General features: G+C 71.0%; 12 protein-coding genes. 7 read left to right on the top strand and 5 right to left on the bottom strand.

The features are described from left to right. Positions 1 to 3,351 (bottom strand): ABC transporter substrate-binding protein, encoded by a 3,351-nt coding sequence (locus ACFULQ_RS15325; protein ID WP_383543346.1) that lies wholly within the window; start codon positions 3,349 to 3,351, stop codon positions 1 to 3. A 145-nt stretch (positions 3,352 to 3,496) separates the two neighbouring features. On the opposite strand from ACFULQ_RS15325, the gene ACFULQ_RS15320 reads away from it, so the two are divergent. Both ACFULQ_RS15320 and ACFULQ_RS15315 read left to right on the top strand, forming a co-directional pair. Further along, positions 3,497 to 4,396 (top strand): hypothetical protein, encoded by a 900-nt coding sequence (locus tag ACFULQ_RS15320; RefSeq protein ID WP_383543344.1) that lies wholly within the window; start codon positions 3,497 to 3,499, stop codon positions 4,394 to 4,396. A 102-nt stretch (positions 4,397 to 4,498) separates the two neighbouring features. After that, on the top strand, positions 4,499 to 5,521 hold the full coding sequence (locus ACFULQ_RS15315) for a heme A synthase (RefSeq protein WP_383543341.1): 1,023 nt from the start codon (positions 4,499 to 4,501) through the stop codon (positions 5,519 to 5,521). Here the strand turns inward: ACFULQ_RS15315 and ACFULQ_RS15310 are convergent. From ACFULQ_RS15310 to ACFULQ_RS15295, 4 genes are all read right to left on the bottom strand, one after another. After that, entirely contained in the window at positions 5,476 to 6,195 is a 720-nt protein-coding gene (locus ACFULQ_RS15310; protein ID WP_383543338.1) for a nucleotidyltransferase domain-containing protein, read from the bottom strand. The two genes, ACFULQ_RS15315 and ACFULQ_RS15310, sit on opposite strands and share 46 nt — an antisense overlap. 18 nt (positions 6,196 to 6,213) lie before the next feature. After that, a complete protein-coding gene (locus tag ACFULQ_RS15305) occupies positions 6,214 to 7,320 on the bottom strand; it encodes an amidohydrolase family protein (protein WP_383543335.1) in 1,107 nt (368 codons plus the stop codon). 105 nt (positions 7,321 to 7,425) lie between these two features. Next, on the bottom strand, positions 7,426 to 7,758 hold the full coding sequence (locus ACFULQ_RS15300) for a hypothetical protein (protein ID WP_383543332.1): 333 nt from the start codon (positions 7,756 to 7,758) through the stop codon (positions 7,426 to 7,428). Between the two features lie 59 nt (positions 7,759 to 7,817). Continuing rightward, the gene (locus ACFULQ_RS15295; protein WP_383543330.1) at positions 7,818 to 8,771 is read right to left on the bottom strand and encodes a heme o synthase; all 954 of its coding nucleotides are present in this window, start codon (positions 8,769 to 8,771) and stop codon (positions 7,818 to 7,820) included. Positions 8,772 to 9,125: 354 nt separating this feature from the next. Here ACFULQ_RS15295 and tkt point away from each other — a divergent pair, with 354 nt between their 5' ends. The 5 genes from tkt to pgl are packed head-to-tail and all read left to right on the top strand — an operon-like array spanning position 9,126 to position 15,916. Then, positions 9,126 to 11,213 (top strand): transketolase, encoded by a 2,088-nt coding sequence (gene tkt, locus ACFULQ_RS15290; protein ID WP_383543327.1) that lies wholly within the window; start codon positions 9,126 to 9,128, stop codon positions 11,211 to 11,213. A 33-nt stretch (positions 11,214 to 11,246) separates the two neighbouring features. Beyond that, positions 11,247 to 12,365 carry a transaldolase gene (gene tal, locus ACFULQ_RS15285; protein WP_383543324.1) on the top strand — a complete coding sequence of 373 codons (1,119 nt, stop codon included), beginning with the start codon at positions 11,247 to 11,249 and terminating at the stop codon, positions 12,363 to 12,365. 4 nt (positions 12,366 to 12,369) lie between these two features. Further along, positions 12,370 to 13,893 carry a glucose-6-phosphate dehydrogenase gene (gene zwf / locus ACFULQ_RS15280; protein WP_383543321.1) on the top strand — a complete coding sequence of 508 codons (1,524 nt, stop codon included), beginning with the start codon at positions 12,370 to 12,372 and terminating at the stop codon, positions 13,891 to 13,893. Beyond that, the gene (gene opcA / locus ACFULQ_RS15275; RefSeq protein ID WP_383543318.1) at positions 13,890 to 15,137 is read left to right on the top strand and encodes a glucose-6-phosphate dehydrogenase assembly protein OpcA; all 1,248 of its coding nucleotides are present in this window, start codon (positions 13,890 to 13,892) and stop codon (positions 15,135 to 15,137) included. The genes zwf and opcA overlap by 4 nt, the downstream gene beginning before the upstream one ends. Then, positions 15,134 to 15,916: a 6-phosphogluconolactonase gene (gene pgl, locus ACFULQ_RS15270; protein ID WP_383543315.1), complete on the top strand. Its 783-nt coding sequence runs from the start codon at positions 15,134 to 15,136 to the stop codon at positions 15,914 to 15,916. Before opcA ends, pgl begins: the two co-directional genes overlap by 4 nt. Positions 15,917 to 15,951 lie beyond the last annotated feature (35 nt).

The raw sequence follows: 15,951 nt of genomic DNA, 5'->3' as shown, positions 1-15,951 counted from the left end.
TCAGCGGACCCACATCTGGGAGACGAGTGGTCCGGAGGCCGATGTGCTCTGGTAGTTGCCGAGACGGGCGGAGGCGAAGGCCACCTGCTTGAAGTTGACGACGGGCAGCCACAGCGCCTCGTCGATGACCTTCCGGTCGATCCGCGCCCACGACTCCCGCGCCCTGCCTGGATCGGACCGCTCGACGTCCTGGGCGGTGGCGACGAGCCGGTCGAAGGACGGGGAGCAGTACCCGGCGTAGTTCAGGGTGCCGGGACCGTCGGCAGGTCGGAAACCGTCACAGGTGAGCAGAGGCGTGAAGAAGGTGCCCGAGGACGGGTAATCCGGCACCCACCCCTGGAACACCAACTGGGCCCGTGTCCGTGAGTCCCCCACCGTGTTCCAGTAGCGGTCGTCCTCGGGGAGGACGTGCAGGGTCGCCCGATAGCCGAGTTCGCCCAGGAGGTCCACGAGGTAGGCGGCGACGCGGCGCGCCGACTCCATGCCCCAGGTCCACACCCCGATCGACATTCCTCGGGTGCCCGATTCCGCGATCAGCTTCCTGGCCCTGGCGAGATCAGGGCCCTGCCAGGTGCCGTCCGCTCGCGGTTCCCGGGTGTAGGGGCAATAGGGCCGGTAGCCCGGAAACCCCTTGGGCAGGGACTGACAGGTGGAGGACACGATCTCCGGCCCGCCCATCAGGTCCACCATCCGGTCACGGTCCACTGCATACGACAGGGCCTGCCTGACCCGCCTGTCGTCGAAGGGCGGCACCCTCGTGTTGAACGTCTCGTACACCGTGAAGAACGACGGGCTGGTGTGCAGCCGCGTCGGATACCGCACAGCCAGCTGCCGCAGGTAGGACGGTTCGGGATGGGTGTTCAGCTGGATCGCCAGATCGGCCCGCCCGGCGTTCACCTCCGCCACCTGCTGCAGCGTCGAACCGACCGTCCGCCAGCGGATGACGTCGGGATAGCCAGCCGGCTGGGCCACCCGGGACCACTCTCGGAAGTATGGGTTCCGCTTCAGGCTGAGCTGCTTGCCCTTCTGGTAGCCGGCGACCTGGTAGGGACCGGTCGCGGGCAGGGGAACGGACCCGACGGGACCGTCCGGTACGCCCGGCGGCGTCGGCACCACGAACATCGAGAGCTTGTCGAGGAAGGCAGGGTCCGCCGCGGTGAGGTGGAAGGTCACGGTGTGCGTGGCGTCGTCGGTGGTGATCCCACGCGAGAGATCGCACCGCTGGGGACGGGCCAGGCACGCGGCACCTCCGACGATCTTCGTGAAGTACCTGGGATTGCCTCCCCCGACGGTCAGAGCCCGCCGCGCCCCGCGCCGGAAGTCCGCCGGTACGACTCGGCGACCGTCGGAGTAACGCAGCCCCCGCCGCAGTGTGAACGTGTAGGTACGCCCGCCGTCCGTGGGCCGTGGCAGCTCGGTGGCCAGGTTCGGCACCAGGGTGAGTTCCGATCCACCGGGTGACTGGCGCAAGCCCACGAGGTGGTCGTAGACGACGCTCAGCGCCAGGGCGGCCTCCGCGTTGTAGACGACCGCCGGATCGATGCCGTAGTCGGAAGCGCCTCCCCACCCCAGCACGGTCAGCGTGCCGCCCCGATGCCCCGGCGCCGCCAGGGCGCGTCCCGCCGCCCACACCGCCCTCTCCGCAATGGCCAGCCCCCTTGGCGCACTCCCGGTCCGGATCGTCCGCACCACCCGCCCCGTACCGGCATCGAGCCGGACGACCGTCGCGTCGTACTCGTTGCTCACCCAGACCCCGTCCGGGCCCGCCACCACGGAACGGGGGCCGTCGCCCACCCCGTGCGTGGTGACCACACCGGTGCGGGTGTCGATGCGGGAGACGGTGAGCGAGAGACCGTTGGCGACCCACACCGCCTCGTCGGTGACGGCGACGCCCTGCGGGCCGGTGCCCACAAGGACCGGTCCGCGGGCCTGGCCGGTGGCGGCGTCGACCGGGGTCACCGTGCCGTCGAGACTGTTGGCCACCCAGACGGTCCGCTCACCCACTCCGATCCCGGCGGGGCCGCCGCCCACCACGACGGGCGGCCCGACCCGCCCGGACTCCGGGTCGATCCGCCGAATCGCGTTGTCGCCGCTCAGCGCGACCCACACCCCGGCGGGGCCGACCGCGACGGCCGAGGGCAGGTTCCCCACCGGCAGGACGTCGACGACCCGGTCGGCGGTCGCGTTGATCCGCGAGACCGTGCCGTCCCCGCTGTTGGCCACCCACACGTCGTCGCCGCTCACCGCGACCGCCACGGGGTCCGAGCCGACGGGGATGAGCTGCACGGCACGGGTCCGCGGGTCGATACGGCTGACGGAGTCGTCACCGTTGTTGGCCGCCCAGACCGAACCGGCCCCGTACGCCAGCCCGTCCGGACTCTGCCCGACCCGCACCGGCGGACCGCTGCCACCGGACAGCGCACCGACGCTGTTGGCGGCCAGCTCGGGGACGACCGATCGGGGAGCACTCGCCCCGGAGACGAGACCGGCGCACAGCAGGGCGATCGCAGTGAGGGAGCCGACCGCGGCCGGGAAACGCCGGTGGCGCGGTGATCCCGGCATCGTCCTGCGGGGTGGAGAAGCGGCGACCGGATCGTGCGCCAGGATGGCCTGGTGGACCCGCCGCACCGATTCGTCCGGGTCCAGGCCCAGTTCGTCGCGCAGTCTTTCCCGTAGGCGTTGGTAGCAGGCCAGGGCCTCGGCCTGTCTGCCGCACCGGTACAGGGCCAGCATCAGCTGGGCCGAGAACCGCTCGCGCAGCGGATGTGCGGCGAGCAGTTGCTCCAGTTCGCCCACGACGGCCGTATGCCGCCCGAGCGCCAGATCCGCCTCGATCCGGGCTTCCAGTGCCGCCAGCCGCAGCTCCGTCAGCCGGCCGGCCTCCCTCCGTACAAAACCGTGCTCGCCCAGGTCCTCCAGTACGTCGCCCCGCCACAGCGCGAGAGCGGTCCGAAGTGTCCTGCACGCCTCGGTGTAGCGGCCGGCCTCCAGTGCCTCCCGCCCCTCCCGCAGCCCGGCCTCGAAGCGAGCGGCGTCGGTGGCCAGGGGATCGGCCTTGAGCAGGTAGCCGCGGTTGCGGCTGACGAGCAGCTCGGCCGGGGCGCCGCGGGCCCGCTCCGGCTCCAGCACCCGGCGCAGATGGAAGACGTACGTCTGCACCGAGGTGACAGCGCCGTCGGGCGGGTCGCCGTCCCACACCTCGTCGATCAGCCGGTCCGTCGGGACCGTCTGGTTCAGCTCAACGACCAGCAGGGCGAGCACGGCGCGCTGCCGCGGTCCGCCCAACGGGAGGACCGCGCCGGAGCGGAGGACCCGCAGGGGGCCGAGGATGCCGAACTCCGTGGCCGACATGGCACACCGCCCCCGTTCCAAGCCGATGCCAAGGCCCTCCAAGCGCCCATCAAGGAGCGTAGCGACGCGGCGCGCTGAAGTATGCCCCAGTTCACACAAATGCCGCTCATCGACGGGATGGTGCGGCGGGAGAGAAAGAGGTGCCATGAACACACGACAGCGCCGTACGCTCCTCGGGCTCACCGCGGTGGCGACGGGGATGGGTCTGTTCACCACGGCGGCACAGGCGGCGGTCCCTCCCCCGGAGGCACCGCAGGCGCCCGTCGCCGGGTACACCATCGTGTCCAGGGCCGGCGTTCACAACTCCAGCAGGACGCACTCCGTCCTTGCCCGCTGCCCTGCGGGCAAGGTGGCGCTCGGAGGCGGTGTCCGGATCGTGGGCGGCCAGAACCGCGTCCTGCTGCGAGGGTCATACCCGCAGCGCAACGGATGGGTGGCCGTGGCGCAGGAACTGGTGCCGCGGGACCCCGGCAGCGGCATGCGGGCGGCGTGGCACGTGGTGGCCCACGCGGTGTGCGCCAAGGCGCCGGCCGGGCTCACGTACGAGGCGCGGACATCGGCGTCCACGTCGGGCCCCTGGAAGACGGCGCAGGTGTTCTGCCCCGCGGGCAAGAGGCTTCTCGCTGCCGGAGGGCGGATGAACGGCGCCGACTTCAAAGCCGGCCTGAACTCCGTCGCCGCCGACTCGCGGCTGAGGTCCGCCACCGTGCGCGGCGGTGAGGCAACGCCGACCTCTGCCCTCTGGTCGGTGACGGCCTACGGCGTGTGCACCGGTCCGCTCGGCCAGACCCTCCGCGAGAGCGTCTGGCAGGCGGTCAGCGGCGCGGCACAGTCAGGGACGGCCTTCGCCGCCTGCCCGCGCGGCACCCGTGCCTTCGGTGCCGGTGTGCGCCTGTCCGGGAACGCCGGGGTCCTCAACCGGCTGGTCCCCGTGGAGCTCCGTTCGACCGTGCGTCCGCCCGGAGCTCGGACGACCGTGTCCGAACTGGGTTCCGGACTGGCCGCCACCTGGCACCTCAAGGCCCAGGTGATCTGCGCCCCTTGACCCTCCGGCGCCTGGATACGGAGGAACGGGAGCGGGGCACCGGCAGCGATGTCCCGCTCCTTCCCGCCCCCTCGTGAACGCGTGCACAAGCGGCCCCCTACGATGGACGGCGTGCCAAACGTGACCCGCGCCGACGCCGTAGCGGCCGTCCGCAACCCGCTCGCCTTCATCGCCGCACGCTGGACCCCGACTCCCCGGACGGTTCGGCGGGCGGCTCTCGCCGCGCTCGTGATGTCGGTGGTCATCGTGGTCACCGGTGGGGCCGTGCGGCTGACCGGGTCGGGGCTCGGGTGCCCGACCTGGCCCAAGTGCACGGACGACTCGCTGACCGCGACCAGCGCGATGGGGGTGCACGGGGCCATCGAGTTCGGCAACCGGATGCTCACCTACGTGCTGTGCGCGGCCGTCGGCTGGGCCATCATCGCGGCCCGCAGCGAGAAGCCCCGCCGCCGCAGCCTCACCCGGCTGGGCTGGGCGCAGTTCTGGATCGTGATGAGCAACGCGATCCTCGGCGGCATCGTCGTGCTGGTGGGGCTCAACCCCTACACCGTCGCCGCCCACTTCGTCGCGACCACCGCCCTGATCACCGTCGCCACCGTGATGTGGCAGCGCACCCGCGAGGGCGACACGGCACCCCGCCCGCTGGTCGGCAAGCCGGTGCAGCAGCTGGTCTGGTTCATGGTCGCGGCCGCCGCCCTGCTGATCCTGGTCGGCACCGTCGTCACCGGCGCCGGACCGCACGCCGGTGACTCCAGCGAGGTCGAGCGGATGCCGCTGGACTGGGAGACGGTGGCCAAGGTGCACGCGGTCCTCGCCTGGATCGTGGTGTCCCTGACCTTCGCCCTGTGGTTCATCCTCAAGGCGGTCGACGCCCCCAAGGGCCCCCTGCACCGCACCCGGGACCTCTTCCTGGTCCTGCTCTCGCAGGGCGTCATCGGCTACGTCCAGTACTTCACCGACCTGCCCGAGTTCCTGGTCGGCCTGCACATGCTCGGCTCGGCCCTGGTGTGGATCGCCGTCCTGCGCGTCCTGCTGGCCCTGCGGGAGCGCCCCGGGGGCGAGCTGCCCGAGGTCCCGGCTCAGCCGTACGCCGCCACGAGCTCGTCGATCGCCGGGCCCAGGTAGTTCCGGGTCAGCGCGGCCCGGTCGGGGACGGGGGGTCCGGGATCGCCGTAGCGGCGCCGCCGGATGTCCTCGACGACCGACACCGGTGCCCCTAGGCCGGGCAGCAAGTCCAGCGCCTCACGCTTCGAGATCAGTCGGCCCTCCCGCACGGTCACGGTCGCGCGGGCGAAGGTCACCAGTCCCAGGTCGACCCACACGTCCCGGGTCCACAGCGGGGCGTTGTCGAGGGCCGGGCGCCAGAAGTCGCGCTGGTCGCGGACGACGAAGTCGGCCAGTTCCCGGTCCGTCACCGGGGGCAGCAGGCCCGTCGGCGGTTTCCCGTGCAGGACGCGCCCGAAGTCGTGCAGCTCCCGACGGGTCACCGGGGTGACCGGCCGCTTGAAGAGCTGCTGGTGGGCCCAGGTGAGGTGGCGCCGGCCGGGGTCGGCCGACGGTGTCAGGTACGTGCAGTGGAGCTGACCGGCCAGCGGTTCCGCCCGCAGTCGCGCGTGCAGCTTCGCCAGCCGCCACACCGTGCGGGGCGGGAGCGCGGGCAGTACGGCGATCAGGTCCAGGTCGCTGCGGCCCTCCTGGTAGTCACCCCCGGCCAGCGAGCCGTGGGCCCAGACGGCGACGGGGTCGAGCGGCTCCAGCCCGGCGAGGAAGCGGTCCAGTAACGCCTCTGTCTGCTGCATGAGGCCATCCTGTACACCTCACTCCAGTCCGTACACCCTCCGCGCGTTCCCCGCCGCGATCAGTCCCGCCACCCGCTGCGCGTCCGTCAGCGACCAGGAGCCCTCGGCGACCCAGCCGCCCAGCACCCGGGCCAGCGCCTCCCGGAACAGGCGGGCGCCCACGACATGCAGTTCGGGCAGGCTGTGCGCGCCGCTGGAGAAGACGATCTTGCCGAAGGGGGCCAGCTCCAGGATCTCCGCGAGGACGGTCGCCGCGCGGGCGCCGGTGCGCACCAGGGCGGCGCCGGAGTCGGCGTAGACGTGCGGGAAGACCCCGGCGAGGTGGGCGGCGTGCCGGTGGTACGGGTAGCTGTGCAGCAGGACGAGGTCGGTTCCGAGGCCCGCGGTGGCCCGGACGAAGTCGGTGAGCAGGACCGGGTCGGTGCGGTCGATGCGCAGGCCGGGCTCGCCGAGCCCGGCGTGCAGTTGGAGGGGCAGCCCGGAGGCGACCGCGATCCACAGCAGGTGCCGTAGCAGCACGGGATCGGAGAGTTCGCCGCCCACCCGGCGGCCCGTCAGCCACCGGCCCGCGGCGCCCCGCACCTCGCCGGGGCCCGGCGGCTCGGGAGCGAGCGCGAGACCGTGCCGTACGCCCGCCACCGAGGTGAAGGCGACCGCGCTCGCGGCGGCTCCGTGCACGGACTCGGCGAGGTTGGCGAGGAAGGACTCGACGGTGCCGGAGGTGTCGGCGACCTGTTCGGCGAGCAGTTCCAGGCGGACGATCTCGCGGGTCTCGGCGGCGGCGGTGGAGGCCAGCTCGGTGGGGCCGGTGAGGTCGCCGGGCAGTCCGGTGTCGACCAGATAGGTCGTGATGCCGCTGCCCCTGAGCAGCCTGCGGCCCGATTCCAGGACGCCGAGCTCACGGCGCCGGGCCAGATAACGCGCGGGCGGGCAGTGCGGTTCCAGGCCCAGTAAGGGCGGGCACCAGCGTCGTACGGCGAAGCCCGTCTGGGTGTCGAACAGCGTGGTCCCCGGTGCGGGCGGGCCCTCGGTGCGGGCCAGCTGGGCCTCGAAGGTGCCGAGGCCCAGCTCTGTTCTCAGTACGCCGTGGCAGTACTGGTCCACGAGGGACGGCGTTTCGATCATCCGGACTCCCCGTGTCTGGACCGTGTGGGCTACTCACAGGTCCTAACGGGTGAACCGGGTGTCAGGTGTTGGGGACGCACACCCCATGTGAAAGGGCGAGAGATCTCAGCCGTTCGAGGGACCGCCGACCTGGATGCCCGCCATGCGGCTCCACTCGTACGGCCCCGTCCTGACCTTGGCCGCGAACTCGCCGTCGAAGTTCTCGTGGACGGTGATGCCGGCCTTCTCGACGGCCTTCTCGGCGATGTCGTACGAGGGGGCCACCAGGTCGCCCCAGCCGCCGTCCTCGCCGACGAGGACGATCCGGGTGCCGCGCTCGCCGATGTAGGCCAGCTGGCCCTCGGCGCCGCCGTGCTCCTTGGAGAAGGCGCTGATCTGCTTGGCGAGCCGGGCGACCCTGCGCTCGGCCTTCGCGTCCACCTGCTGCGTGTCTGCCATGCCCAGGATGCTACCGACCGGTAAAGGGGGCGGCGACGTGACCCTCGCCTCAGTGGCGCCTAGCGCAGGAAGGGGTCCACCGCGACCGCGAGGAACAGGATCGACACATAGGTGATCGACCAGTGGAACAGCCGCATCTCCTTGAGCTTCCCGCCCGTCACCTCGGCCTTGGCGCGGTTCTGGAGGCCGTGCGCCTCCCACAGCCAGAAGCCGCCCGCGAGCAGCGCGACCGCCGTGTAGAACCAGCCGGTGTAGCCGAGCGGGGTGAGCAGCAGCGAGACCCCGACCATCACCCAGCTGTAGATGACGATCTGCTTGGCGACGACCTTGTTGGAGGCGACCACCGGCAGCATCGGCACGCCCACGCGCGCGTAGTCCTCGCGGACCTTCATGGACAGCGGCCAGTAGTGCGGCGGCGTCCAGAAGAACATGACGAGGAAGAGGATGACCGGCGCCCACGACATGGAGTTCGTGACCGACGACCAGCCGATCAGGACCGGCAGACAGCCGGCGATGCCGCCCCACACGATGTTCTGCGAGGTACGCCGCTTGAGGATCATCGTGTAGACGACGACGTAGAAGAGCAGCGCTCCGAGCGACAGCCAGGCGGACAGCCAGTTGACGGTCAGGCCGAACAGCAGCGTCGAGACGACCGCCAGCGTGATGCCGAAGGCCAGGCACTCCCGCGGCGAGACCATGCCGGTCACCAGTGGACGCTGCGAGGTGCGGTCCATGAGCGCGTCGATGTCGCGGTCGATGTACATGTTGAGCGCGTTGGCGCCGCCCGCGGAGAGGTAGCCGCCGACACAGGTCAGCAGCACCAGCGTCAGGTCCGGCACCCCCTGCTGCGCCAGGAACATCACCGGAACGGTGGTGATGAGCAGCAGCTCGATGATCCGCGGCTTGGTCAGCGCCACGAACGCCTTGGCCCGGGCCCCGAACGGCCGGTGACTCGAGCTCTTGCTCTCCCCCAGCACACCGGCTGGACGGGATTCGACGGCCGTCACGCACACCCCTACAGAGACATCCCAGCAAGCCTCAGCCGTGTGAAGTCCCGGTAAAGGCTCGCGCGTACCACGCCACTGTAGACGTTGCCCATACCCCGATATTCGCGGGGGTCGGGTCGTGTCCGAGGACGCCCCCGGAAGAGCCCGGCGTCACTCGGTTGAGCACTCGTACGAGCGGCTGCGTATTCACTTGCCGAACACGATCCGGGCCAGTCGGGAGGCGGATCCCCGCACGGCCCGGCAGTCTGGAATGACTCGAAAAAACGCACGTACTTGCGGGGGTAGGCTCGACAACGGCCGGGGCTTCCCGTGCACCGGCATTCGACATGCGTGACATGTGGAGAGGAGCCCTGACCCAGGGTGAGCACCAAGCCGACCACCACAGACCTCGAGTGGACCGAGTTGGACCAGCGGGCCGTCGACACCGCCCGCGTCCTGGCCGCCGACGCCGTACAGAAGGTCGGAAACGGCCATCCGGGTACGGCGATGAGCCTGGCTCCCGCCGCTTACACCCTCTTCCAGAAGGTGATGCGGCACGACCCCGCCGACCCCGACTGGGTCGGACGCGACCGCTTCGTGCTGTCCGCCGGCCACTCGTCCCTGACCCTCTACACCCAGCTCTACCTGGCCGGTTTCGGCCTGGAGCTGGACGACCTCAAGTCCTTCCGCACCTGGGGCTCCAAGACCCCGGGTCACCCGGAGTACGGCCACACCAAGGGCGTCGAGACCACCACCGGTCCGCTCGGCCAGGGTGTCGCCAACGCGGTGGGCATGGCGATGGCCGCCCGCTACGAGCGCGGCCTGTTCGACCCGGAGGCCGCCCAGGGCACCTCCCCCTTCGACCACTACATCTTCGCCATCGCCGGTGACGGCTGCCTCCAGGAGGGCATCTCCGCCGAGGCGTCCTCGATGGCCGGTCACCAGCAGCTCGGCAACCTCATCCTGCTGTGGGACGACAACCACATCTCGATCGAGGGCGACACCGAGACGGCCGTCTCCGAGGACACCCCCAAGCGGTACGAGGCGTACGGCTGGCACGTGCAGCGCGTCGAGCCGCAGGCCAACGGCGACCTGGACCCGGCCGCGATCTTCGAGGCGATCCAGAAGGCCAAGGCGGTCACCGACCGGCCGTCCTTCATCGCGATGCGCTCGATCATCGCCTGGCCCGCCCCGAACGCCCAGAACACCGAGGCGGCGCACGGCTCGGCGCTCGGCGACGACGAGGTCGCGGCCACCAAGCGGGTGCTGGGCTTCGACCCGGAGAAGAGCTTCGAGGTCTCCGACGAGGTCATCGCGCACACCCGGCAGGCGCTGGAGCGCGGCCGGCAGGCCAAGGCCGAGTGGGAGAAGTCCTTCCAGGAGTGGCGGAACAACAACCCCGAGCGCGCGGCCGAGTTCGACCGCATCGCCGCGGGTGAGCTGCCCAAGGACTGGGAGTCCGCGATCCCGGTGTTCGAGCCCGGCAAGGGTGTGGCCACGCGCGCCGCGTCCGGCAAGGTGCTCCAGGCCCTCGGTGCCGTGGTCCCCGAGCTGTGGGGCGGCTCCGCCGACCTCGCCGGCTCGAACAACACCACGATTGACAAGAACAGTTCGTTCCTCCCGGCGGACAACCCGCTGCCGGAGGCGAACCCGTACGGCCGCACGATCCACTTCGGCATCCGCGAGCACTCCATGGCCGCGGAGATGAACGGCATCGCGCTGCACGGCAACACCCGTATCTACGGCGGCACGTTCCTCGTCTTCTCCGACTACATGCGCAACGCCGTCCGGCTCTCGGCGCTGATGCACCTGCCGGTGACGTACGTGTGGACGCACGACTCCATCGGTCTCGGCGAGGACGGCCCGACGCACCAGCCGGTCGAGCACCTGGCCTCGCTGCGCGCGATCCCCGGCCTCAACGTGGTCCGTCCCGCGGACGCCAACGAGACCGCGATCGCCTGGCGCGAGATCCTGGCGCGGTACACCAAGGAGTTCGGCAAGGGCGCCCCGCACGGTCTCGCGCTGACCCGTCAGGGCGTGCCGACGTACGAGCCCAACGAGGACGCGGCCAAGGGCGGTTACGTCCTGTTCGAGGCCTCCACCGGAGCGCCCGAGGTGATTCTCATCGCCACCGGTTCCGAGGTGCACGTCGCCGTGGACGCGCGCGAGCGGCTCGAAGCCGACGGTGTGCCGACCCGCGTCGTCTCCATGCCGTCCGTGGAGTGGTTCGAGGAGCAGGACCAGGGGTACCGGGACAGCGTCCTGCCCCCGTCCGTGCGGGCCCGCGTCGCGGTCGAGGCCGGTATCGGTCTCACCTGGCACAAGTACGTCGGGGACGCCGGCCGCATCGTTTCCCTGGAGCACTTCGGTGCTTCCGCGGACGGCAAGCTGCTCTTCCAGGAGTTCGGCTTCACTGGCGAGAACGTGGCCGCGAAGGCGCGGGAATCCCTAGCCGCCGCCCAGCGCTGACGCTCACATACGACACGTAGGAGATGTAATTCCATGACAGACGCACTCAAGCGCCTCTCCGAAGAAGGCGTGGCGATCTGGCTGGACGACCTGTCGCGCAAGCGGATCACGTCCGGCAACCTCGCCGAGCTGATCGACCAGCAGCACGTCGTGGGCGTCACCACCAACCCCTCGATCTTCCAGAAGGCGATCTCCGAGGGCGACGGCTACGACGCGCAGGTCTCCGACCTGGCGTTCCGCAAGGTCACGGTCGAAGAGGCCATCCGCATGATCACCACGGCGGACGTCCGCGACGCCGCCGACATCCTGCGCCCGGTCTTCGACGCCACCGGCGGCCAGGACGGCCGCGTGTCGATCGAGGTCGACCCGCGTCTGGCGCACAACGAGAAGGCGACCGTCGCCGAGGCCAAGCAGCTCGCCTGGCTCGTCGACCGCCCCAACACCCTCATCAAGATCCCGGCCACCCGCGCGGGCATCCCGGCGATCACCGACGTCATCGGCCTCGGGATCAGCGTCAACGTCACGCTGATCTTCTCGCTGGAGCGCTACCGCGAGGTCATGGACGCCTACCTGGCGGGCCTGGAGAAGGCCAAGGAGCGCGGCCTGGACCTGTCGAAGATCCACTCCGTGGCGTCCTTCTTCGTGTCCCGCGTGGACACCGAGATCGACAAGCGGATCGACGCGCTCGGCACCGAGGAGGCCAAGGCCGCCCGCGGCAAGGCCGGCGTGGCCAACGCGCGCCTCGCCTACCAGGCGTACGAGGAGGTCTTCGCGGGCGAGCGCTGGTCCAGGCTGGAGAACGCCGGCGCGAACAAGCAGCGTCCGCTGTGGGCCTCGACCGGCGTCAAGGACCCGGCGTACAAGAAGACCATGTACGTCGAGGAACTGGTCGCGCCGAACACGGTGAACACCATGCCGGAGGCGACCCTGTTCGCCACCGAGGAGCAGGGCGAGATCCGCGGCAACACGATCGCCGGTACGTACGAGCAGGCCCGCGCCGACCTCGACGCGGTCGAGAAGCTCGGGATCTCGTACGACGAGGTGGTGCAGCTCCTGGAGGACGAGGGCGTCGAGAAGTTCGAGGCGTCCTGGAACGACCTGCTCAAGTCGACTGAGGCGGAGCTTCAGCGCCTCGCCCCCTCGGAGGGCTGAAACCTTGTCGAGCAGCAACCCGCTGCGTGACCCCGCCGACCGACGGCTCCCGCGTATCGCGGGGCCGTCGGGCCTGGTCATCTTCGGCGTCACGGGCGATTTGTCCCGAAAGAAGCTGATGCCCGCGGTGTACGACCTCGCCAACCGGGGTCTGCTGCCGCCGGGCTTCTCACTGGTCGGCTTCGCCCGACGGGACTGGGAGCACGAGGACTTCGCGGAGGTCGTCCACGACGCCGTGAAGGAGCACGCCCGGACGCCGTTCCGCGAGGAGGTCTGGCAGCAGCTCATCCAGGGGATGCGCTTCGTCCAGGGCACCTTCGACGACGACGACTCGTTCGAGCGGCTGCGCGACACCATCGAGGAACTCGACAAGGCGCAGGGCACCGGCGGCAACTTCGCCTTCTACCTGTCCGTGCCGCCGTCCGCCTTCCCCGTGGTCATCCAGCAGCTGAAGAAGCACCGGCTGGCGGACCAGGCGAGGGGCTCCTGGCGCCGCGCGGTCATCGAGAAGCCCTTCGGCCACGACCTCAAGTCGGCCGAGGAGCTCAACGCGACCGTCGAGGAGGTCTTCGCCCCGGACCAGGTCTTCCGCATCGACCACTACCTGGGCAAGGAGACGGTCCAGAACATCCTGGCGCTGCGCTTCGCCAACACCATGTTCGAGCCGATCTGGAACCGGTCCTTCGTGGACCACGTGCAGATCACCATGGCCGAGGACATCGGCATCGGCGGCCGGGCCGGGTACTACGACGGCATCGGCGCCGCCCGTGACGTCATCCAGAACCACCTGCTCCAGCTCATGGCCCTCACCGCCATGGAGGAGCCCGCCTCCTTCGACGCGGACGCGCTGGCCGCCGAGAAGACCAAGGTGCTCGGCGCGGTGAAGCTGCCGAAGGACCTGGGCCGGGACACCGTGCGCGGACAGTACGCCGAGGGCTGGCAGGGCGGCGAGAAGGCGGTCGGCTACCTCCAGGAGGAGGGCATCGACCCCAACTCCAAGACCGACACCTACGCGGCCATCAAGGTGGAGATCGACAACCGCCGCTGGGCGGGCGTCCCCTTCTACCTGCGCACCGGCAAGCGGCTGGGCCGCCGGGTCACCGAGATCGCGGTGGTCTTCCAGCGGGCGCCGCACTCCCCCTTCGACACGACGGCCACCGAGGAGCTCGGCTCCAACGCGATCGTCATCCGCGTCCAGCCCGACGAGGGCGTCACCGTCCGCTTCGGCTCCAAGGTGCCGGGCACCTCGATGGAGATCCGGGACGTGTCCATGGACTTCGCCTACGGCGAGTCGTTCACGGAGTCCTCGCCCGAGGCGTACGAGCGTCTGATCCTCGACGTGCTGCTCGGCGACTCGAACCTCTTCCCCCGCACAGAAGAGGTCGAGCTGTCCTGGAAGATCCTCGACCCGATCGAGGAGTACTGGGACACGCACGGCAAGCCCGCCCAGTACCCCTCGGGGACCTGGGGTCCGGTCGAGGCGGACGAGATGCTCGCACGAGAGGGACGGAGCTGGCGCCGGCCATGAAGACAGACCTCACGGACACCACCGCCAGCAAGATCAACAAGGCGCTGGTCAAGGGCCGCCGGGCCATCGGCACACCGGCCGTCGGCATGGTGCTCACGCTCGTCATCGTCACGGACGAGGAGAACGCCTACGACGCCCTGAAGGCCGCCAACGACGCGTCCCGCGAGCACCCCTCGCGCACGCTCGTGGTCATCAAGCGGGTGTCGCGCAGCCCCCGCGACCGCACCCAGTCCCGCCTCGACGCCGAGGTCCGGGTCGGCGCGGACGCGGGCACCGGCGAGACGGTCATCCTCCGGCTCTACGGCGAGATCGTCGACCACGCCCAGTCGGTCGTCCTGCCGCTGCTGCTGCCGGACGCGCCGGTCGTCGTGTGGTGGCCGGTCGACGCGCCGCTCGACCCGGCCGGGGACCCGCTCGGGGCGCTCGCCCAGCGCCGGGTCACCGACACGTACTCCTCCGAGCAGCCGGTGCGCGAGCTGACGGAACGCGCCGGGACCTACACCCCGGGCGACACCGACCTGTCCTGGACCCGGATCACACCGTGGCGCTCGATGCTGGCGGCGGCCCTGGACCAGGTCAGCGTCGAGGTCAAGGCGGTCGAGGTGGAGGGCGAGGAGTTCAACCCGAGCTGCGAGCTCCTCGCGATGTGGCTCGCGGACCGGCTCGACGTGCCGGTACGGCGTTCGCTGTCCTCCGGGCCCGGGCTGACCGCGGTCCGCATGGAGACCAGCAACGGCCCGATCACCCTGGACCGCGCCGACGGCTCCCTGGCCACGCTGTCCATCGACGGCCAGCCCGACCGTGCGGTGGCGCTCAAGCGCCGGGACACGGCGGAGCTGATCGCGGAGGAGCTGCGCAGGCTGGACCCGGACGACACGTACGCCTCCGCGCTGCGGTTCGGCGTGCATCGGCTGAACGTGTCGAACGGGAGCGCGGACGCAGCGGTGCGGCAGGAGCAGCCGGTCGCGCCGCCTGTGGAGGCTTCCTCGGACGTCGAGGCTTCCTCGGACGTCGAGGCTTCCTCGGACGTCAAGGCTTCCTCGGACGTCAAGGCTGCTGCGGACGTCAAGGCTGATTCGGACGTCAAGGCTGATTCGGACGTCGAGGCTGCCCCGGAGGGACCGTCGGCCAAAGGAGAACCGGTCGTCGGCAAGGCTGCTGCGGAAGCTCCCGCACCGGAAGCGGCGGAGCCGCCGGCGCTGAAACCGGTCCCCTCCGGCCTGACCGGGAAGGCGGCGAAGTGAGCACCCCGCAGCTGGTCGTGCACCGCGACAAGGAGCTGATGGCCGAGGCCGCCGCGGCCCGTCTGATCACGAAGATCGTGGACGCGCAGGCCTCCCGGGGCTCGGCGTCGGTGGTCCTCACGGGCGGCCGCAACGGCAACGGCCTGCTGGCCGCCCTGGCCGCGGCGCCCGCCCGGGACGCCATCGACTGGGGCCGCCTGGACCTGTGGTGGGGCGACGAGCGCTATCTGCCCGAGGGCGACCCGGAGCGCAATGTCACGCAGGCCCGCGAGGCCCTCCTGGACGCGGTACCGCTGGACCCGAAGCGCGTGCACGCCATGCCCGCGTCGGACGGCCCGCACGGTGACGACGTCGAGGCCGCGGCGGCGTCGTACGCCGAGGAGCTGGCCCGTGCGGCCGGTCCCGAGAACCACGGCGCGGTGCCGACCTTCGACGTCCTGATGCTGGGCGTCGGCCCGGACACGCATGTGGCGTCCCTGTTCCCGGAGCTGCCCGCAGTGCGGGAGACCGAGCGCACGGTCGTCGGGGTCCACGGCGCCCCCAAGCCCCCGCCCACCCGGGTCACCCTCACCCTGCCCGCCATCCGCGCGGCCCGTGAGGTCTGGCTCCTGGCGGCCGGCGAGGACAAGGCACAGGCGGCGGCGATCGCCCTGTCCGGCGCGGGCGAGATCCAGGCCCCGGCAGCGGGCGCCCGCGGCCGGGCCCGCACGCTGTGGCTGCTGGACTCGGCGGCGGCGTCCCAGCTGCCGCGGTCGCTGTACCCGCCGGCCACGCCGTAACTCCCGCCTTCAGACGCCGGGCCCCTCTCAGGAGG

The sequence above is a fragment of the Streptomyces sp. NPDC057253 genome, assembly GCF_042669125.1.
Lineage (GTDB): Bacteria > Actinomycetota > Actinomycetes > Streptomycetales > Streptomycetaceae > Streptomyces.
This window is presented reverse-complemented; position numbering and strand designations above follow the sequence as displayed.

Coding starts and splice junctions, on each gene's coding strand:
- ACFULQ_RS15325 (WP_383543346.1), bottom strand. CDS start 3,351: ATGTCGGCCACGGAGTTCGGCATCCTCGGCCCCCTGCGGGTCCTCCGC.
- ACFULQ_RS15320 (WP_383543344.1), top strand. CDS start 3,497: ATGAACACACGACAGCGCCGTACGCTCCTCGGGCTCACCGCGGTGGCG.
- ACFULQ_RS15315 (WP_383543341.1), top strand. CDS start 4,499: ATGGACGGCGTGCCAAACGTGACCCGCGCCGACGCCGTAGCGGCCGTC.
- ACFULQ_RS15310 (WP_383543338.1), bottom strand. CDS start 6,195: ATGCAGCAGACAGAGGCGTTACTGGACCGCTTCCTCGCCGGGCTGGAG.
- ACFULQ_RS15305 (WP_383543335.1), bottom strand. CDS start 7,320: ATGATCGAAACGCCGTCCCTCGTGGACCAGTACTGCCACGGCGTACTG.
- ACFULQ_RS15300 (WP_383543332.1), bottom strand. CDS start 7,758: ATGGCAGACACGCAGCAGGTGGACGCGAAGGCCGAGCGCAGGGTCGCC.
- tal (WP_383543324.1), top strand. CDS start 11,247: ATGACAGACGCACTCAAGCGCCTCTCCGAAGAAGGCGTGGCGATCTGG.
- opcA (WP_383543318.1), top strand. CDS start 13,890: ATGAAGACAGACCTCACGGACACCACCGCCAGCAAGATCAACAAGGCG.